22 protein-coding genes and 2 pseudogenes are annotated in these 26155 nt (G+C 73.5%); 15 read left to right on the forward strand and 9 right to left on the reverse strand.

From position 1 onward, the window contains the following. Nucleotides 1-45: 45 nt before the first annotated feature. The 3 genes from ABGB06_RS15145 to ABGB06_RS15155 all read right to left on the reverse strand — a co-directional run bounded on the left by ABGB06_RS15145 (nucleotide 46) and on the right by ABGB06_RS15155 (nucleotide 2577). Nucleotides 46-1026: an NAD-dependent epimerase/dehydratase family protein gene (locus ABGB06_RS15145; protein ID WP_347589391.1), complete on the reverse strand. Its 981-nt coding sequence runs from the start codon at nucleotides 1024-1026 to the stop codon at nucleotides 46-48. 146 nt (nucleotides 1027-1172) lie between these two features. Then, the gene (locus tag ABGB06_RS15150; RefSeq protein ID WP_347589393.1) at nucleotides 1173-1976 is read right to left on the reverse strand and encodes an SRPBCC domain-containing protein; all 804 of its coding nucleotides are present in this window, start codon (nucleotides 1974-1976) and stop codon (nucleotides 1173-1175) included. Next, nucleotides 1969-2577, reverse strand: a complete 609-nt coding sequence (locus tag ABGB06_RS15155; protein WP_347589395.1) for a winged helix-turn-helix domain-containing protein — start codon at nucleotides 2575-2577, stop codon at nucleotides 1969-1971. The genes ABGB06_RS15150 and ABGB06_RS15155 overlap by 8 nt, the downstream gene beginning before the upstream one ends. 202 nt (nucleotides 2578-2779) lie before the next feature. Here ABGB06_RS15155 and ABGB06_RS15160 point away from each other — a divergent pair. Next, nucleotides 2780-3814 (forward strand): annotated as a pseudogene (locus ABGB06_RS15160) (glycoside hydrolase family 5 protein); the annotation flags it as partial. 216 nt (nucleotides 3815-4030) lie between these two features. Here ABGB06_RS15160 and ABGB06_RS15165 read toward each other — a convergent pair. Further along, on the reverse strand, nucleotides 4031-4657 hold the full coding sequence (locus ABGB06_RS15165) for a hypothetical protein (RefSeq protein ID WP_347589397.1): 627 nt from the start codon (nucleotides 4655-4657) through the stop codon (nucleotides 4031-4033). 230 nt (nucleotides 4658-4887) lie between these two features. On the opposite strand from ABGB06_RS15165, the gene ABGB06_RS15170 reads away from it, so the two are divergent. Continuing rightward, the gene (locus tag ABGB06_RS15170) at nucleotides 4888-6063 is read left to right on the forward strand and encodes a helix-turn-helix transcriptional regulator (RefSeq protein ID WP_347589399.1); all 1176 of its coding nucleotides are present in this window, start codon (nucleotides 4888-4890) and stop codon (nucleotides 6061-6063) included. A 79-nt stretch (nucleotides 6064-6142) separates the two neighbouring features. Here the strand turns inward: ABGB06_RS15170 and ABGB06_RS15175 are convergent. After that, nucleotides 6143-7276, reverse strand: a pseudogene (locus ABGB06_RS15175) (cellulase family glycosylhydrolase); the annotation flags it as partial. Between the two features lie 691 nt (nucleotides 7277-7967). Next, the gene (locus tag ABGB06_RS15180) at nucleotides 7968-8885 is read right to left on the reverse strand and encodes a glycoside hydrolase family 16 protein (RefSeq protein ID WP_347589401.1); all 918 of its coding nucleotides are present in this window, start codon (nucleotides 8883-8885) and stop codon (nucleotides 7968-7970) included. A 558-nt stretch (nucleotides 8886-9443) separates the two neighbouring features. Here ABGB06_RS15180 and ABGB06_RS15185 point away from each other — a divergent pair. The 13 genes from ABGB06_RS15185 (at nucleotide 9444) to ABGB06_RS15245 (ending at nucleotide 22915) form a co-directional block, all read left to right on the forward strand. Continuing rightward, on the forward strand, nucleotides 9444-11159 hold the full coding sequence (locus ABGB06_RS15185) for an ABC transporter substrate-binding protein (protein WP_347589403.1): 1716 nt from the start codon (nucleotides 9444-9446) through the stop codon (nucleotides 11157-11159). Between the two features lie 2 nt (nucleotides 11160-11161). After that, nucleotides 11162-12124 carry an ABC transporter permease gene (locus tag ABGB06_RS15190; RefSeq protein WP_347589405.1) on the forward strand — a complete coding sequence of 321 codons (963 nt, stop codon included), beginning with the start codon at nucleotides 11162-11164 and terminating at the stop codon, nucleotides 12122-12124. Next, complete coding sequence (locus ABGB06_RS15195; protein ID WP_347589407.1) at nucleotides 12124-13119, forward strand: ABC transporter permease; 996 nt, start codon at nucleotides 12124-12126, stop codon at nucleotides 13117-13119. The genes ABGB06_RS15190 and ABGB06_RS15195 overlap by 1 nt, the downstream gene beginning before the upstream one ends. Further along, nucleotides 13116-14078, forward strand: a complete 963-nt coding sequence (locus ABGB06_RS15200) for an ABC transporter ATP-binding protein (RefSeq protein ID WP_347589409.1) — start codon at nucleotides 13116-13118, stop codon at nucleotides 14076-14078. Before ABGB06_RS15195 ends, ABGB06_RS15200 begins: the two co-directional genes overlap by 4 nt. Beyond that, a complete protein-coding gene (locus ABGB06_RS15205; RefSeq protein ID WP_347589411.1) occupies nucleotides 14075-14956 on the forward strand; it encodes an ATP-binding cassette domain-containing protein in 882 nt (293 codons plus the stop codon). The genes ABGB06_RS15200 and ABGB06_RS15205 overlap by 4 nt, the downstream gene beginning before the upstream one ends. Continuing rightward, a complete protein-coding gene (locus ABGB06_RS15210) occupies nucleotides 14953-16251 on the forward strand; it encodes an alpha/beta fold hydrolase (protein WP_347589414.1) in 1299 nt (432 codons plus the stop codon). Before ABGB06_RS15205 ends, ABGB06_RS15210 begins: the two co-directional genes overlap by 4 nt. 86 nt (nucleotides 16252-16337) lie before the next feature. Beyond that, nucleotides 16338-17249: a dihydrodipicolinate synthase family protein gene (locus tag ABGB06_RS15215; protein WP_347589416.1), complete on the forward strand. Its 912-nt coding sequence runs from the start codon at nucleotides 16338-16340 to the stop codon at nucleotides 17247-17249. A gap of 44 nt (nucleotides 17250-17293) precedes the next feature. Next, nucleotides 17294-18247 carry a proline racemase family protein gene (locus ABGB06_RS15220; RefSeq protein WP_347589832.1) on the forward strand — a complete coding sequence of 318 codons (954 nt, stop codon included), beginning with the start codon at nucleotides 17294-17296 and terminating at the stop codon, nucleotides 18245-18247. Between the two features lie 50 nt (nucleotides 18248-18297). Then, the gene (locus tag ABGB06_RS15225) at nucleotides 18298-19023 is read left to right on the forward strand and encodes a GntR family transcriptional regulator (protein WP_347589418.1); all 726 of its coding nucleotides are present in this window, start codon (nucleotides 18298-18300) and stop codon (nucleotides 19021-19023) included. Next, nucleotides 19020-20183: an FAD-binding oxidoreductase gene (locus tag ABGB06_RS15230; protein WP_347589420.1), complete on the forward strand. Its 1164-nt coding sequence runs from the start codon at nucleotides 19020-19022 to the stop codon at nucleotides 20181-20183. Before ABGB06_RS15225 ends, ABGB06_RS15230 begins: the two co-directional genes overlap by 4 nt. Continuing rightward, nucleotides 20180-20455, forward strand: a complete 276-nt coding sequence (locus ABGB06_RS15235) for a (2Fe-2S)-binding protein (protein ID WP_347589422.1) — start codon at nucleotides 20180-20182, stop codon at nucleotides 20453-20455. Before ABGB06_RS15230 ends, ABGB06_RS15235 begins: the two co-directional genes overlap by 4 nt. Further along, nucleotides 20452-21930 (forward strand): FAD-dependent oxidoreductase, encoded by a 1479-nt coding sequence (locus tag ABGB06_RS15240; RefSeq protein WP_347589424.1) that lies wholly within the window; start codon nucleotides 20452-20454, stop codon nucleotides 21928-21930. The genes ABGB06_RS15235 and ABGB06_RS15240 overlap by 4 nt, the downstream gene beginning before the upstream one ends. A gap of 157 nt (nucleotides 21931-22087) precedes the next feature. Then, nucleotides 22088-22915, forward strand: coding sequence for a hypothetical protein (locus ABGB06_RS15245; RefSeq protein WP_347589426.1), 828 nt, complete (start codon nucleotides 22088-22090; stop codon nucleotides 22913-22915). Nucleotides 22916-22970: 55 nt separating this feature from the next. Here the strand turns inward: ABGB06_RS15245 and ABGB06_RS15250 are convergent, their stop codons facing one another. The 3 genes from ABGB06_RS15250 to ABGB06_RS15260 are packed head-to-tail and all read right to left on the reverse strand — an operon-like array spanning nucleotide 22971 to nucleotide 25905. Further along, complete coding sequence (locus ABGB06_RS15250; RefSeq protein ID WP_347589428.1) at nucleotides 22971-23822, reverse strand: alpha/beta hydrolase fold domain-containing protein; 852 nt, start codon at nucleotides 23820-23822, stop codon at nucleotides 22971-22973. A gap of 3 nt (nucleotides 23823-23825) precedes the next feature. Beyond that, a complete protein-coding gene (gene kynU / locus ABGB06_RS15255) occupies nucleotides 23826-25097 on the reverse strand; it encodes a kynureninase (protein WP_347589430.1) in 1272 nt (423 codons plus the stop codon). Further along, nucleotides 25090-25905, reverse strand: coding sequence for a tryptophan 2,3-dioxygenase family protein (locus ABGB06_RS15260; RefSeq protein ID WP_347589432.1), 816 nt, complete (start codon nucleotides 25903-25905; stop codon nucleotides 25090-25092). Before ABGB06_RS15260 ends, kynU begins: the two co-directional genes overlap by 8 nt. Between the last annotated feature and the right edge of the window lie 250 nt (nucleotides 25906-26155).

The raw sequence follows: 26155 nt of genomic DNA on the forward strand, positions 1-26155 counted from the left end.
CCCGTCGCCGAACCGCTCCGCGCCGGGGTCAGCGCCCGGCCCCCGTCACTCCGTCGGCGTGGTCTCCGCGCCGGCGACCACGACGCGTCCGGCGTCGACCAGCGCGCGCACCGCGTCGGCCGCCGCCTCCAGGCCCGAGTACCTGGGGCGGAACCCGAGCAGCCGCTCGGCCTTCGCCATCGAGCAGTGCTGGCTGTTACTCAGGTGGTCCCAGGTGATCGCGGCCTGGTCCGCGGGCACGTCGCGCCGCCACTCCTCCCAGGGCAGGAACGCCAGGTCCGCCTCGCGGCCGAACCAGCCGGCGGCGGCCTCCGCGTACCCGCGCAGGGTGGCGGCTTGCGAGCCGACCGCGTGGAAACTCTCGCCGACCGACACCGAGTGATGGGCCAGCGCGGCCAGGAAGACCCCGGCGACGTCGGCGGCGTGCACATGGTGCAGGGTCTCCAGGCCGAGGTGCGGCAGGGCCACCCGTTCGCCGTCGGCGAGCCGTTGGAACACCGAGAGGTCGACGTTGCCCGCAGGGTTGATCGGCACCCAGCCGGGCCCGCTGATGTGCCCGGGGTGGATGACGGTCGCCGGCAGCCGGCCGTCGTGCGCCCGCCCGAGCAGGTCGCGTTCGATGGCGGCCTTCTGGATCCCGTAGCTGTTCAGCGGGCGACGCGGCGCGTCCTCGGTGGTCGGCACGGCGCCGCTCGGGCCGTGGGCCCAGATCGTGCCGCAGTGCAGCAGGTGCCGCACGCGTCCCTCCAGCGCCTCCGCCAGCTGCCGGGAGCTGTCCTCGGTGAAGCAGATCAGGTCCACCACCGCGTCGGCGTCGAGGCGCGCGACGCGCTCGCCGAAGTCGCCGGCCGCGTCCTCCGCCTCCCGGTCGACCTGGACCGTCCGGACCCGGGACCAGCCGCCCGCGAACTGGTACGGCCGACTCCGACCGCGACTGAGCACGATCACCTCGTGGCCCAGCGCGACCAGCCTCGGTACGAGGAAGGTGCCGATGTGTCCCGTCCCGCCGATCACCACGATGCGCATGGGACCACCGTAGTCCGGCCCTCTCGGGGATCGCCGGTCCGGGTGAACGCCGAGCCGCTGATCTCGGTCAGGCCGGGGTTCGGACACGCCGCCCGCCTGTGGTCCACCGATCGTTCGACGGCGGGCGGGCGGCCTCGCGGCGGCTGTCACTCCGCGGCGAGCTTCGCCGCCCAGGACTCCCAGGCGGGCTGCTCCTGCTCGCGGACGGCCGGGCCGTGCGGTCCGTAGAGGGGGCCGCGGGCCATGATGACCCCGGTCCCGTTCCATTCGATGCTGCCCACCTCGATGATTCCGGTGGTGGGCTCCGTCGCGCGGATGGTGACGGACCTGCCGGCCCTGGCCTCGACGGTGCCACGGAGACGAGGTGCCGACGAGACGGTTTCGACGTCCTGGCCGGGCCGGGCGTCCGCGAGTCCCGCGGCCGCGAGTACGTCGGGGGCCGGCGTGCCCTGCGGGAGTTCGTGCATGACGAGGAGGGTCGTGATCGGCTGGCCCGCGAAGTGGGTGAGGTAGGTCCGGAGGTTGCGCAGTGCCCCTTTCCAGCCCTCGAAGGTTCCCTGGATGGCCTCGTGCCAGTCGTCGCCGCCCGCGAGGAATCCCGAGGAGAGGCGGACGACGCAGGTGTCACCCGTGACGGCCTCGACCAGGATCTCCGTGTTCCAGGGCGGGACGGGGGTGTCCGGGCCCTGCCAGTCCGGTTCGTCGTAGGCGAGCCGGTGCGGAGGTTCCCAGGCCGTGACGACGCCTTCGGAGTTGCCGAACACACCGTGATCGGTGACGAACCGCCCGCCTTCCCGTGGCTCCACCTCGGCGGGTACGAACCAGGCTTCGATACCGGGGCCGGTGGCGATGGCCTGCCAGACCTCGTCCGGCGTGCCGGGCACTTCGACTTCGGCCACGGCTCGGTAGCGGCCGTCCTCGTCGTCGACGTGAAGCCGTACGTCAGTCATCGTGTTTCTCCTCTGCGGGCGGAAGGGGGTAGGCGCCGACGACGAGGCGGTGAGCTCGGCCGCCCGGCGCCTGTTCGTCGTGATAGCGGGCGACGATGTCGGTCACAGCCGCGGCGAGGTCGCGCGCGAAGGCCACCCGCGCGGTGGGCGACGCCAGGATCACGTCCGTCTGGATCGCGAACGTCTCGGCCGGCGTGCCGGTGCGCCGTGAACGGGAGAGCAACGCGCCGATATGGCGGACGGTCTGGGCCGCGAGCGCCAGGAGGAACGAGGCCGACAGGCGATCGGGCCGTTCGTCGGGATCCGGTGGCGCCGACGGCCCCAGGGCCTCGGGGGAGATGACGTACGCCCGGGCCGTCGCCACGACGAGACGCTCCGTGATCCCGCCCCACTGCCGTTCTCCGGCGCTGACGACGAGCCCTTGGTCCTCCAGCTGACGCAGGTGGTAGTTGACGCGCTGCCGAGACAGTCCGAGCGCGCGGGCCACACCGCTCGCGGAGCTCGGTTCGCGCAGCTGGGCGAGGAGCTGGGAGCGCACCGGATCGAGCGCGGCCATCGCGGCTTCCGGGGCGCGGATGACATCAACGAGTGCTGGGTCCACTCCTCCACCCTGCCTTTGACAAATCTTCTTGTCAAAGGTTCTGGCGTACGGCCCGGCCCGCTCGGCGGTCGGCTCCCGCTCGGCGCCGCCGACCCGGGGTCAGATCTGGAACCGCTCGGCTATGGTGCTTCGTGGAGCGCTGGGAGCGCTCCCACGAGCACCCTCGCCTCTCGTGCCCGACTACCACCCCACTTATGGAGTCGTGGTGACCTCGAGAAACGAAACGAGTACCCCGCGGACGCGCGCGCGTTCCCTCGTCGTCCTGCTGGCCGCGTTGGCGTCCGTGCTCGGCCTCGGCCATGTCGCCGGGATCGCGCAGGCGGAGCCGACCGCGGCCACCGGCCTGCACATCAGCGACGGCCGGCTGGTCGAGGGCAACGGCAACGACTTCGTCATGCGCGGCATCAACCACCCCCACGCCTGGTACGCGAACCAGACCCAGTCGTTCGCCGACATCAAGGCCACGGGCGCCAACACCGTTCGCGTCGTGCTGGGCAGCGGCCAGCGCTGGGGCCCCAACAGCCCCGAGGACGTGGCGAACGTCGTCGACCTGTGCAAGGAGAACCGGCTGATCTGCGTGCTGGAGGTGCACGACACCACCGGCTACGGCGAGGACGCCGCGGCGGCCACGCTCGACCAGGCGGCCGACTACTGGATCGGCCTGAAGGACGTGCTGGTCGGCCAGGAGGACTACGTCATCATCAACATCGGCAACGAGCCCTGGGGCAACACCAACGCCGCGGGCTGGACCGAGCCGACGATCGCCTCCGTGCAGAAGCTGCGCGACGCCGGGTTCGAGCACACCCTGATGGTCGACGCGCCGAACTGGGGCCAGGACTGGGAGGGCGTCATGCGCGCCAACGCCCAGACCGTCTACGACGCCGACCCCACCGGCAACCTGCTGTTCGACATCCACATGTACTCGGTCTACGACACCGCCGCCGAGATCACGGACTACCTGAACGCCTTCGTCAACGCCGGGCTGCCCCTCACCATCGGCGAGTTCGGGGCGCCGGGCGACCAGTGGGGCGACCCGGACGAGGACACCATCATGGCCACCGCCGAGGAGCTCGGGCTCGGCTACCTGGCCTGGTCCTGGAGCGGTAACACCGACCCGATCCTCGACATGGTGCTCAACTTCGACCCCGCCCAGATCAGCGACTGGGGCGAGCGGGCCATCAACGGCCCCGACGGCATCGCCGAGACCGCCAAGGAGGCCACCGTCTTCGGCGGCGGCACCGCCTGACGCGTCGCACACCGCCGGCCGGCGGAGGGTGAGCCTCCCTCCGCCGGCCGGCGTGCGTCCCCCGGGCGCGGGCGCGTTGGTCGGCCCCCGCGAACCGCGCCGCGCCGCTCGGTCAGGTCGGTACGGGTCGGTACGGCTCCGTACCGGCGGCTCCGTACCGGCGGCTCCGTACCGGCGGTTCAGTACCGGCGGTTCAGTACCGGCGGTTCAGTACAGGCGGTTCACGGCGATGGTCGTGGTCTTCTTGAACGCCGCGACGGGCGCGTCGCCGAAGTCGCCAAGCTGTCCCCAGCGCACCACCGTGACGGTGTTGCCGTCCCGGCCCACGGAGAACAGGTGGATGTCGGCGGCCCCCCAGTCACTGGCGACGTGCACCCCGTAGACGTCCGCGCCCTCCTCCACGTCCAGGCTGCCGTAGTCCTTCCAGTCGGCGGTGAGTTCCGGGTTCTGCTCGACCTCCGCGGCGCACCGCGTCATCGCCTCGTTCAGCTCCGCCGCCAGGGCCCGCGCCGCGGCGGCGCTCGGGGTCACCACGGTGGTCTGCACCGCGTTGGTGTCCAGGTCGGTCCTGAACTCCCGGTACCAGGTGGAGTCTCCGTCCGGCAGCTCCCCGTCGAAGCAGAAGGGCACCGGGTCGGGGAGGCCGGCGGTCACCCGGTCGGCGGTCCACGACGAGGAGGGGTGCGGCGGCAGGTGCTTCGCCGCGAGGAAGCCGGGCGCCGCGGCGGCGGAGGCCATGCCCGTCAGGCCGGTGGACGCGGCGACGACGGTCACGGCGAGTCCGCCCAGGGATGCGGCCGTGCGGCGGCCGAAGCGGCGGGTGTGGATGGTCATGCGTGGTCCCCCTCGAGATCGGTGTGGTCGGTGGTGCGGTGGCCGGATCCGGTGTCAGGAGCGTGCAGCCACGCCGGGCGGCCCGGCAAGCCTGTCGGCCGCATCCGGGACGGTGGAACGGTTCCACCCCCCGTGACGTGCGGTTTCCGCAGGGGGTGGAACGCGGCTCGGGAGTGTGTGGCAGAGTTGCGGCCCGGTACGCGGAGCGGATCAGGTGGACGGGGCGGGGCATGGGGAAGCCGGGGGGCGGCGCGGAGGTCGTCGAGGACTTCGCCGCGTGCGTGCGGGGTCTCAAGGAGCGCAGCGGGCGCAGCTACGGGGCGTTGGCCCGGCGGCTGAACGTCGGCGCCTCGACCCTGCACCGCTACTGCTCGGGCGAGGCGGTCCCGACGGACTTCGCGCTGCTGGAGCGGCTCGCCCGGTTGTGCGGGGCGACGCCGGAGGAGCGGATGGAGCTGCACCGGCTGTGGGTCGGCGCCCTGGAGGCCCGTGGGGATCGGGAGCGCGCGGGCCGAGGCGCGGCGGAGCCCGAGGAGCCCGAGGAATCCGACGAGTCCGACGAGTCCGAACGGCCCGCGTCCGGGGGCATGGACCGCGAGGAGCGGGAGCGCGCGCGGCCCGCGAGCGGCTCACCGGCGCCCGCCGTTCCGCCGCGGCCGGCGCGCCGCCGGCGGACCGTCCTGGTGGTGGCGGGCGCCCTCGCCCTCGTCGTGGTGGCGTTGGCCGGGCTGCTGCTGCCGAACGACTCCCCCGAGTCGGCCGAACCGGCCGAACCGCGCGCGGCCGAGGCGCCGCTGACCTGGACGACGGACTCGCACGCCTGGCAGGCCGGCTGCGATCACCGGTACCTGGTCGACGGCCCGGTGGACGAGGTCCCCCCGCCGCCCACCGAACAGGACGCCAGGGCCTGGGCCGAGTCGGTCGACGCGGTGCACGGGGAGGGCACCCTGGTGGAGATCACGCTGCAGGGCCGCAGCTCGACGGCCGTGGTGCTCCAGGCGCTGCACGTGCGTGTGGTGGAACGCGCCGCCCCTGCGCGGGGCAACGTGCTCCGGATGAACGACGGCTGCGGCGGTGCCCTGACCCCGCGGTTCTTCGACGTGGATCTCGACGCGGCGCGTCCGGTGGCCCGGTCGGTCGCGGGCAACGACACGGGCACGGAGATCCCCGCCGTGACCTTTCCCTACCGCGTCTCCGCCGACGATCCCGAGGTCCTGCTGGTCGACGCCCGCACCGTGGACTGCGACTGCAGGTGGTACCTGGAGCTGGAGTGGTCGAGCCAGGGGCGTTCGGGCTCGGTGCGCATCGACGACCACGGCAGCCCGTTCCGCACCAGCGGCGTCGAAGGGCTCCCGCAGTACGGGTACGACTGGGCCGCGGAGCGGTGGACGGCCGCGATCTCCTGATCCGCCGCGGCCGCCCCACCCCGTCCGCTCCCCGACCGGGTGGCGGGGAACGGACAGGGCCTGGCCGGTCGGCGGGTCAGTCGGCGGGGCCGCCCGGGACGACGCAGGACTGGCTGTTCTCCCAGCCCCACCCGTCACCGTCCGGGTCCGTCGCGCTGCCCTGCCGGCAGTACGGGTAGCCGTTCGGGGCGGTGCCGCCGTCCCCGCCGGAGCCGTAGATGGTGGCCTGCCTGGAGGTGGCGGCGATGCCGTTGCTGCCGTTGATGAGGCGCTGGCCCCAGCTGGTCAGGGAGTTGGGGTCGAAGCCGTTGACGATGTCCAGGTACTCGACGCCGCCGCCGTTGCCGCTCCAGGACCAGCCGATGTAGCCGACGCGGAGCGACTGGGCGGTGGCCATGATGGCGTCCTCGTCGGGATTGCCGTCGCTGTGGTTGTTGCCGAACTCGCCCACGACGATGGGCAGTCCGGCGCTGACGAAGGAGTTGAGGTAGCTCTGGACCTCGGCGGAGGTGTCGTAGACCCCGTACATGTGGATGGAGAAGATCGTGTTCCGGTCGGGGTCGGAGTTGAACACCGACGAGGCGTTGGCGCGCATGGTGCCCGTCCAGTCCTGGCCCCAGTTGGGGGCGTCGACCATCAGGGCGTGGTCGAAGCCGGCGCTCCGCATCCGGCCGATGGCGTTCTGGGTCGCGGAGGTCCACTCGCCGTAGTTGTTGTTGCCGTAGGGCTCGTTGCCGATGTTGATGACGACGTAGTTCTCCTGGCCGTCCAGGACGCTCTTGATGCCGGTCCAGTAGTTCACGGCCCGGTCGAGCGAGACGGCGGCCCCGTCCTCGCCGTAGCCGGTGGTGTCGTGGACCTCCAGCACGCAGATCAGGCGGTTGGCCTTGCACTGGCTGATGACGTTGGCGACGTCCGAGGCCTCGTTCCTGGTCCAGCGGTCGCCGCTGCTGAGCACGACGCGCACCGTGTTGGCGCCCGTGGCCTTGATGTCGGCGAGCGACCCCGTCTCGTTCGGGTACCAGGTGTGCGCGTGGTTGATACCGCGCAGCACGAAGTCGCTGCCGTTGCCCTCCAGAACGCGACCGTTGCTGACGTGTATGCCGGTGGCGGCCTGGGCGGTCTGCGCCATGCCGAAGACGGACAGCACGACGCCCAGCGCCGCGACCGCGCCCAGGGCCACTGCCCGGATGAGCGCCTTTTCTGATCTCATTCTCATGGTTCTCCTAAGAAAATGATCGAGCGGCTCTCGCGAGGGTGAACCCGCCCTCGCTTCCGGCATGAAGCATTCGGAGCTTAACCGATTAAGTCAATACCGTTCACCGGTCTTGTTCCTGTCTGTTGTTCACGGTTTTCCGGCGCGCCGAAGCCGCCGCCCTGATCGCGACGATACGGTGGCTGAACAGCTCTTCTTCGGCGGTCAGGCAGCCGGCGACACGCGCCGCACGCCGCTACGGAACAGCGCCGACACGCACCCGCGCGCGGAAATACGAGAGGCGTCCCGCGGGCCATCTGAAAAGGTGGCGGAGAAAAGTCGTCGCGGTGACGGAACAGGTGTCGCTGATCGGGCCGGGGACGAGGCGAGACGGGTTCGCCGGAAAGGGCGCCGCGAAGGGTCCCGAGAAACCGGCCCGTCCGCCGCCGGGCGCCGATCCGCCGCCCGACCACGGCTCGCGTTCGTCCGCCGGGTGGCGTGGTGTCAGTCTTCGTCGTCTGGCTTCACGAGCATCACTCCTCGCCAGCGCGCCATTGACATGCACGGATCAGCATCGGGATCTAAACCGGTTAAGTCAATGGCTCTGACGCCGGTTTCCCAGGGCCGTTCCTGCGGCGGGCCGCCGCCGGGAACAGCCTGGCCGGCCCGCCGGAGGGAAGGGCGGGCCGGCCAGGTGACGCGGTGGTGGCTACCGGACGGAGACGGACACGTAGTCGACCAGCAGCGTCCCGCCCGACGCGGTGGCGCCGGTGGGGGTGCCGAAGCCGGCGACGCCGTTCGGGAACGCTCCACCCATCGCCAGGTTCAGCAGGATGAAGTGCCCGTGGTTGGTCGCGTCGGCCCAGGTCTGCTCCCCGACCTGCGCCGAGCTGACGGTGTGGAACTGCTGGCCGTCGCGGTACCAGCGGAGGTACTCCGTGGCGCCGGTGCGGTCCAACTCGATCGCGTACTGGTGGTACGCGGTGCCGCAGTTCGAGCACGGCAGCGAGGCGCCGATGCCGTTGGTCTCGTTGCACGGGCCGCCGGGGTTGACGCCGCAGTGCAGCACGCCCCAGGTCTGGCCGACGCCGTTGACGTTCTCCATGATGTCGAACTCGCCGATCCCCGGCCAGTTCCAGTAGTTGCCGCGGTACTGGGCCCCCAGGGTCCAGAACGCCGGCCAGTAGCCGAGGGCCGCGTCGCCGGAGACGTTGGGCAGCTGGATTCCGGCCTCGATGCGCATCACCCCGCCCTCGGGGGCGGCGAAGTCGGTGCGCTGGGTCTCGATCCGGCCCGAGGTCCAGCCGCCGGAGCCGTCGCGGAGCGCGGTGATCGCCAGATGGCCGTTGCCGTCGAGCTTCAGGTTGTTCGTGCTGTTCGTGTACGTCTGCACCTCGCCGGTGCCCCAGTTGGCGGGCCCGCCGGGGTAGCTGGTGCCGGTGTCGATGATCCAGTTCGAGCCGGACGGCAGGGATCCCGCCGCGCCGTTGAAGTCCTCGCGCCAGATCTCGGCCGCCGCCGCGGCCTCCGCACCGGCCGCCACGGCCCGTTCCTGCGCCCCGGCCGTGGGGAGGGTGAGGGTCACCACGGCGGCCAGCGCGGCCAGCGCGGTCGTGGGAACGGTCATCCAGGATCTCAATCTGATCAGGTGCATGACAACCTTCTCTCCGTTGCGCGAACGAATGACATCCTCCCGAGCGACAGACTGAGAGCGCTCTCAGGCCGCAACCGCACAGTGCCGTCGGCGGCCGACACCGTCAAGGCCCCGCGCTGCAAAGGGGCCGGAAACCGACGGAGCGCGCCTCGTTGCCTCGGCCGCGGGACACGGGCCGCGGTGGTCACGCGGTCGTTCATCGCGCGGACGGCGGTCCCCCACCGAACGCGTCGCGCCGCCTGAGGGTTCGATCCCCGCCGCGGCTCAGCGCCGTTGGGGGCCGGGCGATCCCAAGTCGGCGTTACACGAATCTTCCCAGGACGTCATCTCGTCCATATGGTGTGACAGTGCAATGTCACCTGCCACATTCTCCCGAGTGGCCGTGATGACCCGCTCCCGCCCCCTTCACGGCTGGTTGGCTCGCTGCGCGGCCCGCCTGCGGCGGCAGGTCGGAGCCCCGCGGTCGCCGCTGCGGAGGTGGTGACGGACGGACCACCGTCCCGATCGCCCGGACACGACCGGAGGAGTCCGATGAGAGTTCCTGTCCTGACCAGGGCCGCGGTGGCGGCAGCGTCCGCGATCCTCGCGCTGAGCGCGTGCGGCGGCGGTGGTGGCGCGTCGAGCGGCGGCGCGTTGGACTTCACCGACACGCCGGCGCGCGGCGGCACCGTCACCGTGTTGCAGAACGCCGACTTCTCCTATCTCGACCCGGTGCGCGGCTTCGACGGCGGCGTCAACAACTTCTACCGGCTCGTCTACCGGACGCTGACCACCCCGGCCCCCGGGAACTCGGAGAACCCGTCCGAGGTCGTGCCCGATCTGGCGACCGATCTCGGCACCCCGTCAGCGGACGGGTTGAGCTGGACGTTCACCCTCAAGGAGGGCGTCCGCTTCGAGGACGGGACGCCGATCACCTCGGCGGACGTCAAGTTCGGGGTCTCCCGGGCCTGGGACCCGGAGCTGGGCATCGGGTCGCCCTACGCCCGCCAGGTCATCGACGCGCCCGAGGACTACGAGGGCCCCTACCGGTCGGGGCCGCTGGACACCATCGAGACGCCCGACGACCGGACCATCGTCTTCCACCTCAAGGAGCCGTTCCCCGAGTTCGGGTCGGTCGTCGCCCAGAACACCTTCGTGCCCTTCCCCGAAGGCACCGGCGCCGGCGACGAGTTCATCAACGACATCATCGCATCGGGCCCCTACCGGCTGGAGTCCTACCAGCCCGGCAGCTCCATCAAGCTGGTCCGCAACGAGGAGTGGGACCCCGAGACGGACGACGTGCGCGCGGCGTACCCGGACGCCTGGGAGTTCGTCATCGGTCTGGATCCGGCCACCATCGACGAGCGGATGCTCGCCGGGCAGGGCTCGGACGTCAACGCCATCTCCGCCAGCCCCTCGATCCTGCCCGCGACGCTGGCGCGCCTGCAGAGCCCGGAGTTCCGGGGGCGGACGATCGAACTGCCGAACGTCTGCACCACCTACATGGGGCTGAACACCACCAAGGAGCCCTTCGACGACGTGCGGGTCCGCCAGGCCGTCAGCCTCGCCGTCGACCGCGCCGCCGTGCAGAACGCGAGCGGCGGCACCCGGCTCGCCGACATCGCCACCACGATCCTGCCGCCGTCCGTCTCCGGCCACCGCGACTTCGACGTCTACCCGAGCGAGGGACACCGGGGCGACGTCCAGGCCGCCCAGGCGCTGCTCGACGAGGCCGGACTGTCCGAGGGCTTCGACATGACCCTGGACATCCGGGCGCAGCCGAGGATGCAGGCGCAGGCGGAGGCCGTCCAGCAGGCGCTCGGCCGGATCGGGGTGGACGTCGAGCTGAACGTCATCGACGTCTCCACGTACTACGAGACGATCGGCAAGCCCGCGCGCCAGCACGACGCCGCGATCACCGGCTGGTGCCCGGACTGGGCGTCGTCGGCCAGCACCTTCCTGCCGCCGCTCTTCGACGGCCGCGTCATCACCGAACAGGGCAACACGAACCTCGCGCAGATCGACGACGAGGGCATCAACGCCAGGATCGACGAGATCCGGGCGATGACGGACCTGGAGGCGGCGAACGAGGAGTGGGGCCAGCTGGACGAGGAGATCCTGGAGTTGGCGCCGATCGTGCCGCTGGTCGTCGAGGCCATCGTCAACGTGCCCGGGGAGAACGTCACCGGGCTGTACTCCTCCCCCGGAGCCGCCTCCGGCGGCATCGACTTCGTGCTCGTCGGACTGCGGGACCCCGAGCGGAGCTGACGATGGCGACTCTCTCCTCGCGCCCCGTGGCCAAGGAGGACGGCGCGCCGCCACCCCCGGGCGGCGGCGCGCCCCCGCCGCCGCCCCGGCGGACGCTGCGGGCGCTCGGCCGCGATCCGGGAGCCGTGCTCAGCGCGGCCTACATCCTGCTGGTCGTGATCATGGCCGTGTTCGCCCCGCTCATCGTGCGGATCAGCGGATGGGGTCCCTACGAGTTCGACCAGTCGGCCATCGACCCGAACCTCGGCGGGGTGCCGTTGGGCGGCTGGGGCGGCGCGGGCTCGGAGCACTGGTTGGGCGTCGAACCGGGCAGCGGCCGGGACATCTTCGCCCGCATCGTCTACGGGGCGCGGGCGTCGATGCTGATCGCGCTCTCCGCGACCGCGCTGACGACGCTGCTCGGCGTCGTGTTCGGCCTGCTCGCCGGGTTCTTCGGAGGCAGGGTGGACTGGGTGATCTCGCGCGTCATGGACTTCCTGATGGCGTTTCCGGCGCTCATCTTCATGATCGCGATACTCTCCGCGCTGCCGGCGGGCAACCGCGCCACGCTGCTCGTGGTCGTCATCTCCGCCTTCGGCTGGCCCTACCTGGCGCGCATCGTGCGCGGGCAGACGATGTCGATCGCGCGCCGCGAGTTCGTCGAGGCGGCGCGCGCGTCGGGGGCCGACCGGAGGACGATCGTGTTCCGGGAGATCCTGCCCAACCTGCGGTCCACCATCATCGTGATGACGACGCTGGCGGTCCCGGGGTACATCGGCACGGAGGCCGGGCTGTCGTTCCTCGGGGTCGGGGTGGTGCCGCCGACGCCGTCCTGGGGTCAGATGATCGCCTCCTCGGTCACCTGGTACTCGGTGGTGCCCACGTACTTCGCTATCCCCGGCGCGTTCCTGTTCCTCCTGGTGCTCTCCTTCACCGTGCTCGGCGACCGGCTCCGCGCGGTGCTCGACCCGGACGGGGTGCGCTGATGGCCAGGTTCCTGCTCACTCGGCTGGGCGGCGTCGTGCTGATCCTGACGCTGGTGTGCCTGTTCACGTTCGGCGTGTTCTTCGTGCTGTCCCCGGATCCCGCGGTGCAGATCTGCGGGAAGAACTGCACGCCCGAGCTGATCGACCAGATCCACGCCAACCTCGGGCTCGACGAGCCGCTGCTCACGCAGTTCCTCACGTTCCTCGGCGGGCTCTTCGCCGGCCGGACCTACGGCGTCGGCGAGAGCGCGACGCACTGCTCCGCCCCGTGCCTGGGCTACTCGTTCCAGTCGAGCCAGCCGGTGTGGGACATGATCACCGACCGGCTGCCGGTCTCGGCCACGGTCGCCGTCGGCGCGGCCGTGCTGTGGCTGCTGGCCGGCGTCGCCGGGGGCCTGCTCGGCGCCCTCAGGGAGGGCACCTGGTGGGACCGGGGCGCCATGGTGGTGGCCCTCTCCGGCATCTCGATCCCGAACTACGTCTTCGCGCTGGTGCTCCAGTACGTCCTGGTGGTGGAGCTCGAGTGGCTGCCGTTCCCGGCCACCGTGACGTTCGCGGAGGATCCGACGCGGTGGTTCCAGAACTACCTGATGCCGTGGATCGTGCTGGCCTTCGCCTACGCGTCCGTCTACGCGCGGCTCACCCGCGCCAACGTGATCGACACGCTCTCCGAGGACTACGTGCGCACCGCGCGTGCCAAGGGGTTGCCCCGCCGTCAGGTGATCCGCCGCCACGCGCTGCGGCCCGCCCTGACGCCGGTCGTGACGATCTTCGGGATGGACTTCGCGGGTCTGCTCGGCGGCGCGCTGATCACCGAGACGGTGTTCGGCCTGAACGGCGTCGGCAAGATGACGGCGGACGCGATCAACCGCAACGACCAGCCGGTCATCATGGGCGTCACGCTGCTCGCGGCGCTCTTCGTGGTGGTCGGCAACCTGGTCGTCGACCTCGTGTACACGGCACTGGACCCGAGGGTGAGGGTGAGCTCCGCATGACCGCGAAGGACAGTGCCCAGGACATCGGGCAGGACATCGGGCAGGACATCGCGAAGGACGCTGCCCCTCCGCTGCTGGAGGTCGAGGACCTCACCGTCGCGTTCCCGACGCCCGACGGCCCGGTGGACGTGGTGCACGACCTCAGCTTCGCGCTGGAGCCCGGCGGATCGCTCGGCATCGTCGGGGAGTCGGGATCCGGCAAGTCGATGGCCAGCCTGGCCGTCATGGGCCTGCTGCCGCCGCGCGCCCGACGCACCGGCCGGGTGCGGCTGGCCGGCCGCGAGATATCCGGCCTGTCCGACCGTCAGCTGCGGCGGATACGCGGCGACCGGATCGCCATGGTGTTCCAGGATCCGCTCTCCTCGCTCAACCCGTACTACACCGTCGGGAGCCAGATCGCGGAGGCGTACCGGGCGCACCGGCAGCGGGTGACCAGGCGCCAGGCGCGGCGGGTCGCGATCGAGGCCATGGAACGGGTGCACATCGCCGACGCGGCGCGGCGGGTGGACCACTACCCGCACCAGTTCTCCGGAGGCATGCGCCAGCGCGTCATGATCGCGATGGCGCTGTGTACCGAGCCGGACCTCCTCATCGCCGACGAGCCGACCACCGCGCTCGACGTCACCGTGCAGGCGCAGATCCTGCGGCTGCTCGCCGAGGTGCGGCAGGACACCGGGGCGGGGCTCGTGCTCATCACCCACGACATGGCGGTGGTGAGCGAGATGGTGGACGAGGTCGTGGTGATGCGGGCCGGGCGGTGCGTGGAACACGCGCCCGTGGAGCGGCTGTTCTGCGATCCGCGGCACCCGTACACCCGGGCGCTGCTCGACGCGGTGCCCCGGCTGGACGACCCGTTCGACGAGGCCGCGGGAGCCGGGCGGGCCGACGCGGCGGCGCCCGGGCCCGGCCCGTCGGCGGGCGTCGAGAAGACCGCGGAAGCCCCGGGAGGCGAACGATGACCACCACCGCACGGGACCCGGCGGTGCTGCTGACCGCGCGCGGCCTGGTCAGGGAGTTCACGGTGCGCGGCCAGGGCGGCGCCCTGGGGCGCAGGCGGGTGCTGCGCGCGGTCGACGGCGTCGACGTGGAGCTGCGCGCCGGCGAGACGCTGGCGCTGGTGGGCGAGTCGGGGTCGGGCAAGTCGACCACCGCCCGGCTGGTGGCCCGGCTGCTCGACGCGACCGCGGGACGCGTCGAGTTCCAGGGCGAGGACGTGACGCGGCTGTCGGGGGCGGCGCTGCACCGCTTCCGCTCCGAGGTGCAGGTGGTCTTCCAGGACCCGTTCTCCTCGCTCAACCCGCGGCACACCGTCGAACGCATCGTCACCGCCCCGCTGCGGTACCAGGGTCGGCAGGTGCCGGGCGGCGCCCGTTCCTTCACCCGCACGCTGATGGAGCGCGTCGGCCTGGACCCGAACCACAGCGGGCGCTATCCGGCGCAGTTCTCCGGCGGCCAGGCGCAGCGCATCGGCATCGCCAGGGCGCTCGCCGTCGGCCCGCGGGTCGTGGTGTGCGACGAGGCGGTCTCGGCCCTCGACGTCTCCGTCCAGGCCCAGGTGATCGCGCTGCTGCGGCGGCTCCAGCGCGAGGAGGGGTACAGCTACCTCTTCATCGCGCACGACCTGGCGGTGGTCCGGCAGATGGCGCACCGGGTGGCGGTGATGCACGAGGGCCGGGTGGTCGAGGCCGGCGACTGCGCGTCGCTCTTCGCGGCGCCGCGGCACGAGTACACCCGCACCCTGCTGGCCGCGGTGCCCCGGATCAGACCCGAATGGGAGGCGGCCCGCCGGGCGCGGGCCCGCGAACGGGAGACCGCCGAGGAAGGAGGGACGGCATGACGTCCACCGAGTACGTGCTGCCCGGGCTGTGGATCCGGGACCACCGGGTCACGGTGCCGCTGGTGTGGGACGCGCCGGACGAACGCCGCGTCGAGGTGTTCGCGCGCGAGGTGACGGCGCCCACCCGGCGGACGGAGGACCTTCCGCTGCTGCTGTTCCTCCAGGGCGGTCCCGGCGGGCGCGGCCCGCGGCCCCTGGACACCTCGGGCTGGCTGGGCGAGGCGCTGCGGCACTACCGGGTCGTCCTGCTCGACCAGCGCGGCACCGGCCGCAGCAGCCCCGTCGACGGCGGGGTGATGACCGCGCTCGGCAGCGGGGCGAACGGCGCCGAGTACCTGAGCCACTTCCGCGCCGACTCCATCGTGGCCGACGCCGAACACCTGCGCCGGACGGTGTACGGGGGCCGGCGGTGGGCCACGTTGGGGCAGAGCTACGGCGGGTTCCTCACCCTGACCTACCTGTCCCGCGCGCCCGAGGCGCTCACCGCCTGCTATGTGACCGGCGGCCTGCCGGGGCTGCCGCCCGACGCGGCCGAGGTGTACCGGCGCACCTATCCGCGGATGGCCCGCAGGAACCGTGCCTGGCAGCGGCGTTACCCCGAGGACACGGCGCGGGCGGCGGCGGTCGCCGACCTGCTCGCCGAGCGGGACGTGCGGCTGCCGGACGGCGACCGGCTGACGGTGCGCCGGTTCCAGTCGCTCGGCCTCGACCTGGGCATGAAGCCGGGGGCCGCGCGGCTGCACTGGCTGCTGGACGAGGCGTTCGCCGGGCCCGACCGGCTGTCCGACGTGTTCCTGCAGCGGGTGCTGGTCCGCAGCTCCGCGGTGGAGAGCCCGCTGTTCTGGGTGCTGCAGGAGTCCATCTACGGCGACGGGCCGAACGGGCCGACCGGATGGGCGGCGCAGCGGGAGCTGGACCGCCATCCGGAGTTCGCCGCGGACGCCCGACCGCTGTTCTTCACCGGCGAGATGGCGTACCCGTGGATGACCGAGGAGATCCGCGCCCTGCGCCCCTTCCGCGCGGCCGCCGAGGCCCTGGCGGCCCGGGAGGAGTGGAGCCGGCTGTACGACGTGGACCGGCTGGCCGCCAACGACGTTCCGCTCGCCGCCGCCGTCTACCACGACGACGTGTACGTGGACGCCGGGCTCCAGCTCGCCACGGCCGACCTGCTCGGCAACGCCCAGGTGTGGGTCACCAACGAGCACGAGCACGACGGGCTCGGCAGCGGCAGGGTGCTGTCCCGGCTGCTCGCCATGGTCCGCGACGAGGGCGGCGAACGCCCCACTAGTATCTGACATATGTGACATTGCACCTCGCGCACCCACCCCGCTCGCTCTACTCGCCCTACCCGCCACGCCCCTCACGACATGACAGGAGTCCCATGCCCAGCACCGCCCGGCCGAGGCCGTGGCACGGCGTCCACGTCGCCACCGCCCTGCCGTTCACCGCGGACCGCGCCGTCGACCACGACGCGTACGCAGAGCACGTCCAGTTCCTGGCCAAGCACGGCTGTGACGGCGTGTGCCCCAACGGGTCGCTGGGCGAGTACCAGACGCTCACCGACGCCGAGCGCGCCGCCGTCGTGGAGACGGCGGTCGCCGCCGCGCCGGACGGCTTCGGCGTGATGCCGGGGGTGGCCGCCTACGGAGCGCTGGAGGCCGCCCGGTGGGCGGAGCAGGCGGCCGGCGCGGGCGCCACCTCGGTGCTGCTGCTGCCGCCCAACGCCTACCGCGCCGACGCCGACGCCGTCGTCGAGCACTACCGCGAGGTCGCGGCCGTCGGCCTGCCCGTGGTCGCGTACAACAACCCGACGGACACCCGGGTCGACCTGGTGCCCTCGATGCTCGCCCGGCTCTTCGAGGAGGAGCTGATCGTCGGCGTCAAGGAGTTCTCCGGCGACGTGCGCCGCGCGTACCAGATACGCGAGCTGGCGCCCGGCCTGGACCTGATCGTGGGCGCCGACGACGTGCTGCTGGAGCTGGGTATCGCCGGCGCCGTCGGCTGGGTGGCCGGCTACCCCAACGCGCTGCCGGCCAGCACCGTCGAGCTGTACCGGCTGGTCACCTCGGGCGACCCCGCCGACCTGGCCGCGGCGCTGCCGCTGTACCGCGCGCTGCACCCGCTGCTGCGCTGGGACTCCCGGACGGAGTTCGTGCAGGCCATCAAGCTGTCGATGGACGTCGCGGGGCGCCGCGGCGGCGGCTGCCGGCCGCCGCGCGGGCCGCTGCCGCCGGAGTCCGCGGAACGCGTGGTCCGCGACACCGAGGCGGCGCTCGCCCGGGGGCTGCGGTGAGAAGCACCCGGGTGCTGCAGGTCGTCGACTCGCACACCGAGGGCATGCCCACCCGCGTGGTGACCGGCGGCGTCGGCGTGCTGCCGGGCGCCACCATGGCCGAGCGGCGGCTGTGGTTCCTGGAGCACAGCGACGAGCTGCGCCGGCTGCTGATGTACGAGCCGCGCGGGCACGCCGCGATGAGCGGCGCCATCCTGCAGCCGCCGACCCGCCAGGACGCCGATGCCGGGGTGCTGTTCATCGAGGTCAGCGGGGTGCTGCCGATGTGCGGCCACGGCACCATCGGCGTGGCCACGGTGCTGGTGGAGACCGGCCTGGTGCCGGTGCGCGAGCCGGTGACCACGGTCCGGCTCGACACCCCGGCCGGTCTGGTGACCGCCGAGGTGGCCGTCGAGGACGGCGCCGCCCGGTCGGTGACGATCCGCAACGTGCCGTCGTTCGCCGTCGGCCTGGACCGCGTCGTCGAGGTGCCGGGCCTGGGCAAGGTCATGTACGACCTGGCGTTCGGCGGCAACTTCTACGCCATGGTGCGGCTCGCCGAGCTGGGGCTCCCGTTCGAACGGTCGGCCGGTCCCCGGCTCATCGAGGCCGGCCTGGCGATCATCGACGCGATCAACGCCACCGACCGGCCCGTCCACCCGGAACGCCCGGACATCGCCGGCTGCCACCACGTCTACCTGGCGGCGCCCGACTCCACGGCCCGGCACTCCCGGCACGCCATGGTCATCCACCCCGGCTGGTTCGACCGGTCGCCGTGCGGCACCGGCACCAGCGCCCGGATGGCGCAGCTGCACGCCCGCGGGGAGCTGCCGCTCGACGTCGACTTCGTCAACGAGTCGTTCATCGGGACCCGGTTCACCGGCCGGCTCGTCGCGGAGACCAGCGTCGGCGGCACGCCGGCCGTGCTGCCCGCCATCACCGGCCGGGCCTGGCTCACCGCGATCGGGCAGCACCTGCTCGATCCCACCGATCCCTTCCCCGCCGGCTTCCTGGTGTAGGAACGACCGGTATCGGGGGGAAGCACCGGCACCTGCCTGCGGAGGGCACCATGGAAATAGGAACAGCGCCGATCGCTGGACTGCGGCCGCTGACGAAACGCGAGCGGCTCCGGGAGATGGTGGCCGACGCGCTGCGCGCCGCCGTCATCTCGGGGGAGATGAAGCCCGGCGCGGTGTACTCCGCGCCGACGCTCGGCTCGATGTTCGGTATCTCGGCCACACCGGTGCGTGAGGCGATGCTCGACCTGGTGCGCGAGGGCATGGTCGAGGCGCTGCCGAACAAGGGGTACCAGGTCCGGGTGGTGCCGGAGGAGGAGCTGGACCAGGTCACCCACGTGCGGCTGCTCCTGGAGCCGCCGACGCTGCGCGACATCGTTCCCCTCGTGCCCGCGGCGGACCTCCCCGGCCTGCGGGAGCTCGCCGAGGCGATCGTGGCGGCGGTGCGGGACGACGACCTGGTCGCGTACATCAACGCCGACCGGGTCTTCCATCTGGCCCTGCTCGACTACGCCGGCAACGCGCAGCTCTCCTCGATCGTCTCCGAGCTGCGGTCCCGCACCCGCCTGCTGGGGCTCACACCGCTGCTGAAGTCCGGCCGGCTGGAGGAGTCCGCGCGGGAGCACCACGAGTTGCTCGACCTCATCGAGGCGGGCGACGCCACGGGCGCGCAGCGGCTGATGGAGCGCCACATCGGGCATGTGCGCGGGAAGTGGGCCGGCGCGTCCGGCCGGCCGGCCGAGCCGGCGCGCGCCCCAGACCGGGAGCGGGACGGATGACCGGGCGCCGGGCGGACCTGACCTGCGACGTGGTGATCGTGGGCGCCGGCGCCGTGGGCGCGGCCACCGCGTACTTCGCCGCCCTGGCCGGTCTGCGGGTCGTCGTGCTGGAACGCGGCGCGCTCGCCGGCGGGACGTCCAGCGCCGGCGAGGGCAACGTGCTGGTCTCCGACAAGGACACCGGGCCCGAGCTCGACCTGGCCCGGCACTCCCAGCACGTCTGGCGGCACCACCTCGCGGAGCACGGGCCGCGCTGGGAGTTCGAGGACAAGGGCGGGCTCGTCGTCGCCGCCTCGGAGCGCTCGCTCGCGGCGCTGCGCGCGCTCGTCGCGCGGCAACGGGCGGCCGGGGTGCGGGTCGAGGACGCCGGCCCCGCGGACCTGCGCGCCCGCGAGCCGCGGCTGCGCGACGGGCTGGCCGGCGGGGCGTTCTACCCCGAGGACGCGCAGGTCCAGCCCATGCTGCTGGTCGCCCACCTGCTGCGGCTGGCCCGCGGGCTCGGCGCGCGGGTGCTCACCCACGAGGCCGTCACCGGCGTGCTCCGGGCCGGCGGCCGGGTGATCGGCGTGCGCACGCCGCGTCGCCGCGTCGACGCCCCGGCCGTGGTCAACGCCGCCGGCACCTGGGCCGGCGAGGTGGCCGGGCTCGGCGGCGTGCGGCTGCCGGTGAGCCCGCGCCGCGGCTTCGTCCTCGTCACGGAGCCGCTGCCGCCGACCGTCCGGCACAAGGTCTACGCGGCGGAGTACGTGGGCGACGTCGGCAGTTCCGACGCCGCGCTCCAGTCCTCTCCCGTCGTCGAGGGCACGCCCGCCGGCACCATCCTCATCGGCTCCACCCGCGAGCGGGTCGGCTTCGACCGGAGCACCTCGCGCGAGGCGCTGACCCGGCTGGCGCGGGGGGCGCTCGGGCTGTTCCCGTCGCTGGCCGGCGTCCGGGTGATCCGCTCGTACCACGGGTTCCGCCCGTACTGCCCGGACCACCTGCCGGTGATCGGCCCCGATCCGCGCGCGCCGGGGCTGTGGCACGCCTGCGGGCACGAGGGCGCCGGCATCGGCCTCTCCGCCGGCACCGGCCATCTGCTGGCGCAGGCCCTGACCGGGGCGCGGCCCGCCCTCGACCTCGCGCCGTTCGCGCCCGACCGATGGGAGCCGGCGGCATGAGCGCGGAGTTGCGGATCGTCTTCTGTGACCGCGAGCTGCCGGCCCGCCCGGGCCAGACCGTCGGCGGCGCGCTCGTCGAGAACGGCGTCACTGCCTGGCGCACCACGCGCGGGCAGGGCCGCCCGCGCGGGCTGTTCTGCGGCATCGGAACGTGCTTCGACTGCCTCCTGACCATCGACGGCGAACCCGGCCAGCGGGCCTGCCTGGTGCCGGTGCGCGACGGCATGCGGCTGTCCACCACCGAGCCGGGCACGCGAGAGGACGGCCCGTGAGCGGCCGTCAGGACCACCACGACGTCGTGGTCGTCGGCGCGGGACCGGCCGGGCTCGCGGCCGCGGTGACGGCCGCCGCCCGCGGCTCCTCGGTGCTGCTCCTGGACGCCGGCGACCGCCCCGGCGGCCAGTACTGGCGGCACCGACCGGACGACGACGGCGCGGGACACCACGGCTGGCGCACGTTCACCGCGCTGCGCCGCGCGCTGCGGGCCCACCGCGCCCGGGGGCGGGTGACCTACCGGCCCGGGCAACAGGTCTGGTTCGTCACCCGGGACGGCGACGGCTTCCTCGTCGAGGCCACCCCCAGCCATCCGGGGGTCGCGCCGCTGCCCGGGCCGGCCCGGGCCGGCGCGCTCGTGCTGTGCCCCGGCGGCGCGGACCGCCAGCTGCCGGTGCCCGGCTGGACCCTGCCGGGGGTGCTGGCGGCCGGCGGGGCGCAGGCGCTGCTCAAGGGGCAGGGCACCGTGGCCGGCCGCCGGGCCGTCGTCGCGGGCACCGGCCCCTTCCTGCTACCGGTCGCCGCCGGCCTCGCGGACGCCGGCGTTCACGTCGTGGGCGTGTGGGAGGCCAACGCGCCGCTGGGATGGGCCCGGCACCTGCCGGCCGTGGCCCGGGTCCCGGCCAAGGTCGCCGAGGGCGCCGGCTACGCCGCCGCGCTCGCCCGGCACCACATCCCGTACCGCACCCGCACGGTGGTGTCCGAGATCGTCGGCACCGACCGGGTGCGCGCGGTCCGCCGCGCCACGCTCGACCGGTCGGGAGTCCCCCGGCCGTCCGGCGGCGACGAGATCCCGGTGGACCTCGTCGCGCTGGGCTGGGGCTTCACGCCCGCGCTCGAACTGCCGCTGCAGCTCGGCGTCGCCACCCGGGTGGACGTCGACGGCTCCCTGGTGGCGGTGGTGGACGACGACCAGCGCACGGACGTCCCCGGCGTCCACGTCGCGGGCGAGGCGACGGGGGTGGGCGGCGCGGCGCTCGGCGTCGCGGAGGGCACGCTCGCCGGACTCGCCGTGGGCCGGGCTCCCGCGCCCGCCGGCCCGGTCCGGCGGCTGCGCGCCACGGTCCGGGCCCACCGCGCCTTCGCCCGCGCCATGCACCTGTCCCATCCCGTGCCGGCCGGCTGGGCCCGGTGGCTGACCGACGACACGCTGCTGTGTCGCTGCGAGGAGGTCACCTGCGCCGCCGTCCGCGCCGCGCACGACGACCTCGGCGCGGACGACGCCCGCACCGTCAAGCTGCTCACCCGGGCCGGCATGGGCTGGTGCCAGGGCCGGGTGTGCGGCTTCGCGACGGCGGCGCTCACCGCCCACCTCGCCGGCCGGCGCCCCGACCACACCGATCTGCTCGCCAACGCCTCCCGCCCGCTGGCCGCCCCGGTCCCCCTGGACCAGATCGCCCGGGGTCCCGAACCGTCGGCCGAGGGGGAGCCGCCGCCGACCGACGAGGACGGCGCGCCGGATCGGGAAGGGTGAGGCTCCCCCCGGTCGGCCCGACCCTGGCGGCCCGCGCGGAGTTTGACGCCGGAACGCGGCTTCAGCACGATGTCGGTGGTGTCAAGGACGCACCGCCGAGCGGTGCTTAGGTAACGGGGGACGTCACACCATGAGTTATCAGCAGCCCGGACCGCCCATGGGCCAACCACCTTACGGGCAGCAGCCGCAGGGCTACCCGCCGCAGGCGCCCGGACCCTACGGGCCACCGCAGGGCCAGTACCAGCCGCAACCACAGCCACAGCCACCGTACGGCGGGTACCCCGGCCAGCCGCCGGCACCGCGGCCGAGGGGGCGCGGGCGCGGAGGGCTCGTCGTACTCGCCGTCGTCGTCGCCGTCGCGCTGCTGGCCGGCGGGGCCTTGTTCCTCCTCAGCGGCGGCGGCGACGGGCCCAGCGACGACGGCAGGGACTACACCCTCACCGTCCCGGAGGCGGTGCAGGGCCTCAACCTCAGCCCGGACCTCACCGACCAGATCGGCGAGGAGGGCGAGATCACCGACGAGGAGGCCCGCCAGCTCGGCGTGACGGCGGAGGGGCGCACGTTCGGCATCTACGCCGCCCTCGCACCGCTCGCACCGGGCGACAACCCCGGCTACGCCCACTACGCCGGCATCTACGGCACGGTCGAGGACCCGGAGGCGGCCGTCGACACCTTCTTTCAGAACGGTGCGGGCCGCTTCACCGAGGAGCGGTACGCCATGCTGACCGGTGAGCGCACCGAGGTCAGCCCTTCCGGCCTGGACAACGCCGTCATGAAGTGCCAGACGTACCAGCCGCATGAGCCGGAGCCCGGCGAGCCCGCCCAGGCGCCGATCTGCGCGTGGGCCGACTACGACACGTTCGCGTTCGCCTTCGTCACCAAGAGCGAGGACGTGGAGGAGCCCCAGCCGCTGACCATGGACCGGGCAGCGGAGTTCGCCGCCGCCCTGCGCGGCCTCGCGTTGGAAGACCAGGGCCCGGAATGAGCTGGAGCGACCGCCGCTCCTCGTCGGGTCCGCACGGTGGTCCGGACGAAACGACCTAGGTGAGGCGGGTGATCTCCTCCGTGACGACGGCCGCCGCGGCGGTTGACGGGTCGATGAGGGCGAAGTGGCCGACATCGGGGAGGAGGACGAGGCGGGGCCGCTCGCCGGCCCTGGCCGCCGCGCCGGCATAGCACCGCGCGACGTGCGGCGGGACGTCGCTGTCGGTGGCGCCCTGCACGATGGTGGTGGCGACGCCGGTGGGGACGAGCGCCGCGGGGTCCGTGTGGGGCAGCCGCGCCTCGACGTGCTCGGCACCGCCGAGGAACTGGACGACGGCGTCGTGGCACACGCCCAGATCCCGCGCGGCCCGGAGGTCCGCGATGGGCGCGAGGGCGACGACGCCGCACCACGGGGGAGGCGTCGGGCGGTGCCAGGGAGAGTCGGACGGCAGGACGTGGCGGGCGGCGGCCCACAGCACCAGATGGCCGCCGGCCGAGTGGCCGGAGAGCACGGTCAGGCCCGGATCGACGACGCCCTCGCCGAACGCCTCGGCGGCCAGGGCGGGGGCGGCGTCGGTGGCCGCCGCCACGTCGTCCAGGGTGTCGGGCCACCGGCCGGCGAGCGCGCCGCCGCCACCCCTCCGGTACTCGACCGACGCCACGGCGCAGCCGTGTCGCCGGGCCAGCAGGCCGGCGAGCGGCGAGAGGTGCCGCCGGTCGTGGGCCGCCCGCCAGGCCCCGCCGTGCAGCAGCACGACGAGCGGCGCGGGCCGGGCGGGCCGCCGCCCGGCCCGGCCGGCGCCCGGGCGGTAGAGGTCGACCAGCTGATCCGGGTGGTCGCCGTAGGACGCGGTCGCGTCCGGGGGCACGGGTGGCTGCGCGAACGCCGACTCCTGCTCGCCCGACATGTCTCAGCCGCTCCCCTCCAGGACGGATCCGAGCGTCCGCGCGGCCCGCAGCGCGTCCGCGAAGCGCGTGTACAGCGGGGTGAAGCCGAACCGGAGGAGGTCGGGCGGCCGGTAGTCCCCGACGACGCCCCGGTCGATCAGCGCGCGCATCACCCGGTCGGCGTCCGCGCGGCGCAGGGCGATCTGGCTGCCGCGGTCCGCGTGGGCGAGCGGGGTGACCGGCTCGACCGCCCCGGCGGGGACCAGCGCCGCCACGCATTCCAGGAAGAAGTCGGTCAGCGCCAGGCTCTTGGCGCGCACCGCCTCGATGTCCACCCCGCCCCAGACGTCGAGGGCCGAGTCCAGGGCCAGGAGGGAGAGGATCTCGGGCGTGCCCACCCGGCCGCGGGCGCTGCCCTCGGCCGCCCGGTAGCCGGCCTCCATCGCGAAGGGATGCCGGTGCGAGTTCCATCCCGGCAGCGGCGAGTCGAAGTGCGGCTGCAGCGCGCGGCGCACGTAGAGGTACGCCGGCGCGCCCGGCCCCCCGTTGAGGTACTTGTAGGTGCAGCCCACCGCCAGGTCGACGCCGTGCTCGTCCAGGCCGACCGGGAGCGCCCCGGCGCTGTGGCACAGGTCCCAGACGACCAGGCCGCCGGCCGCGTGGACGGCGGCGGTGATCCCGGGCAGGTCGTGGAGCCGCCCGGTGCGGTAGTCGACGTGGTTGACCAGCGCCGCGGCGGTGCGCTTCCCGGCCGCGGCGGCCATCTCGGCGGCCGGCACGGGCCGGATCCGGCAGCCGGTCATCCGGGCCGCGGACTCCGCGACGTAGCCGTCGGTCGGGAAGGACGCGGCGTCGACCAGCACCTCGTCGCGCGGTCCCACCGCCATCCGAACCGCCGCGACCACGGCCTTGAAGACGTTGACGCTGGTCGAGTCGCCGACCACTACCTGGCCCGGCGCCGCGCCGAGCAGCGGCGCTATCCGGTCGCCGACCCGCTCGGGGGCGGTCCACCAGCCGCTCTCCTCCCAGGAGCGGATCCGCAGTTCCCCCCACTCGCGGGCGACGACGTCCCGCAGCCGCGGTGCCACGCCGGCCGGCAGCGCACCCAGCGAGTTCCCGTCGAGGTACACGACGTCGTCGAGGACGAAGCGGTCGCGCACCGCCGCGAGTTCGTCGGCCGCGTCCAGACGCTCCGCGCGCCCGGCCAGGTCGGCCGGGTCGGCCGGGTCGGCCGGGTCGGCCGGCGCCGCCGGCGTGGTCGGAGTGGTCGCCTTCGTTCCCGTCCGCTCAGACATGGCCACGGGCCGTCCAGAGCTCGGGGAAGACGATCTTCGCCGCGCGCTTCTCCAGCCAGGCCACCCCCGCGGAGCCGCCCGTGCCGGGCTTGGCACCCATCGCGCGGCGGGTGGCGACCAGATGGTCGTTGCGCCAGCGCCAGACCAGTTCGGCGATCTCGGTCAGCGCCTCGCCGAGCCTGATCTCGTCGCCGTCCTGTTCGGGGACGGTGTAGATCTCCCGCCAGACCCGCTCCACCCCGGGGTGCGCCTCGTAGCGCCGGGCCGGGTCGCGCCGCAGCACCGCGGCCGGCACGGCGTGGCCGCGGCCCGCGAGGAAGGCCAACGCCTCGTCGTACAGGCTGGGCTCCCGGAGCGCCCTCTCCAACTCGGCGTGCACCCGCGGCGTGCCCCGGTGCGGGACGAGCATCGACGCCGACTTCTCGCCGAGCAGGAACTCCATTCGCCGGTACATGGCGGACTGGAATCCGGAGCCCTCGCCGAGGGCGCCGCGGTAGGCGTTGAACTGGACGGGGGTGAGGGCGGCGAGCGGCTGCCACGACGCGTTCAGCGACTGGAGCTCGCGCGCGCTCCGCCCGAGCGCCGCCATCGCCGCCGGCAGGTCGTCGCGGCGCAGCGCCCGGCCCGCGGTCCGCCACTCGTGGACGATGACGGTGAACCACAGCTCCATGACCTGCGTGGTGACCAGGAAGACCATCTCCCCCGGGTCGTCCGAGAGCGGGTGTTGGAGATGGGTGAGCACGTCCGCCTGAACGTAGTCCTCGTAGGGGGTGGTGTCGCGGACGTCGAGGGATGAGGGGTGGGACATCGGTGTCTTCTCCGTCGAGATGGCTACCGGGTAGCGGTCCGCCCCGCACCCGTCGGTCGCGGAGCTCCGGTCCCCTCGGGCCCGGGCGCCTCACGCGTCTCCGGTACCCACCGTCGATCATGCGGGCATCGCCGCGCCGCGGCAAGCGCTCCCGACGGTGTCGGGTGCCCGCGCCGGCGCGGATCGCCGCGGCGTCCGGGGCCCGACACCCCGCGCCGATCGCGGCCCGACGGCAGGAATGTCCATCGGG

It is taken from the genome of Streptomyces sp. B6B3, assembly GCF_039871525.1.
Taxonomy (GTDB): domain Bacteria; phylum Actinomycetota; class Actinomycetes; order Streptomycetales; family Streptomycetaceae; genus Streptomyces.

What these genes read in the sequence shown, in the direction of transcription:
- ABGB06_RS15145 (WP_347589391.1), bottom strand. Translation starts at nt 1,026, where the DNA reads ATGCGCATCGTGGTGATCGGCGGGACGGGACACATCGGCACCTTCCTC.
- ABGB06_RS15150 (WP_347589393.1), bottom strand. Translation starts at nt 1,976, where the DNA reads ATGACTGACGTACGGCTTCACGTCGACGACGAGGACGGCCGCTACCGA.
- ABGB06_RS15165 (WP_347589397.1), bottom strand. Translation starts at nt 4,657, where the DNA reads ATGACCATCCACACCCGCCGCTTCGGCCGCCGCACGGCCGCATCCCTG.
- ABGB06_RS15170 (WP_347589399.1), top strand. Translation starts at nt 4,888, where the DNA reads ATGGGGAAGCCGGGGGGCGGCGCGGAGGTCGTCGAGGACTTCGCCGCG.
- ABGB06_RS15180 (WP_347589401.1), bottom strand. Translation starts at nt 8,885, where the DNA reads ATGACCGTTCCCACGACCGCGCTGGCCGCGCTGGCCGCCGTGGTGACC.
- ABGB06_RS15185 (WP_347589403.1), top strand. Translation starts at nt 9,444, where the DNA reads ATGAGAGTTCCTGTCCTGACCAGGGCCGCGGTGGCGGCAGCGTCCGCG.
- ABGB06_RS15190 (WP_347589405.1), top strand. Translation starts at nt 11,162, where the DNA reads ATGGCGACTCTCTCCTCGCGCCCCGTGGCCAAGGAGGACGGCGCGCCG.
- ABGB06_RS15195 (WP_347589407.1), top strand. Translation starts at nt 12,124, where the DNA reads ATGGCCAGGTTCCTGCTCACTCGGCTGGGCGGCGTCGTGCTGATCCTG.
- ABGB06_RS15200 (WP_347589409.1), top strand. Translation starts at nt 13,116, where the DNA reads ATGACCGCGAAGGACAGTGCCCAGGACATCGGGCAGGACATCGGGCAG.
- ABGB06_RS15205 (WP_347589411.1), top strand. Translation starts at nt 14,075, where the DNA reads ATGACCACCACCGCACGGGACCCGGCGGTGCTGCTGACCGCGCGCGGC.
- ABGB06_RS15210 (WP_347589414.1), top strand. Translation starts at nt 14,953, where the DNA reads ATGACGTCCACCGAGTACGTGCTGCCCGGGCTGTGGATCCGGGACCAC.
- ABGB06_RS15215 (WP_347589416.1), top strand. Translation starts at nt 16,338, where the DNA reads ATGCCCAGCACCGCCCGGCCGAGGCCGTGGCACGGCGTCCACGTCGCC.
- ABGB06_RS15220 (WP_347589832.1), top strand. Translation starts at nt 17,294, where the DNA reads ATGCCCACCCGCGTGGTGACCGGCGGCGTCGGCGTGCTGCCGGGCGCC.
- ABGB06_RS15225 (WP_347589418.1), top strand. Translation starts at nt 18,298, where the DNA reads ATGGAAATAGGAACAGCGCCGATCGCTGGACTGCGGCCGCTGACGAAA.
- ABGB06_RS15230 (WP_347589420.1), top strand. Translation starts at nt 19,020, where the DNA reads ATGACCGGGCGCCGGGCGGACCTGACCTGCGACGTGGTGATCGTGGGC.
- ABGB06_RS15235 (WP_347589422.1), top strand. Translation starts at nt 20,180, where the DNA reads ATGAGCGCGGAGTTGCGGATCGTCTTCTGTGACCGCGAGCTGCCGGCC.
- ABGB06_RS15245 (WP_347589426.1), top strand. Translation starts at nt 22,088, where the DNA reads ATGGGCCAACCACCTTACGGGCAGCAGCCGCAGGGCTACCCGCCGCAG.
- ABGB06_RS15250 (WP_347589428.1), bottom strand. Translation starts at nt 23,822, where the DNA reads ATGTCGGGCGAGCAGGAGTCGGCGTTCGCGCAGCCACCCGTGCCCCCG.
- kynU (WP_347589430.1), bottom strand. Translation starts at nt 25,097, where the DNA reads ATGTCTGAGCGGACGGGAACGAAGGCGACCACTCCGACCACGCCGGCG.
- ABGB06_RS15260 (WP_347589432.1), bottom strand. Translation starts at nt 25,905, where the DNA reads ATGTCCCACCCCTCATCCCTCGACGTCCGCGACACCACCCCCTACGAG.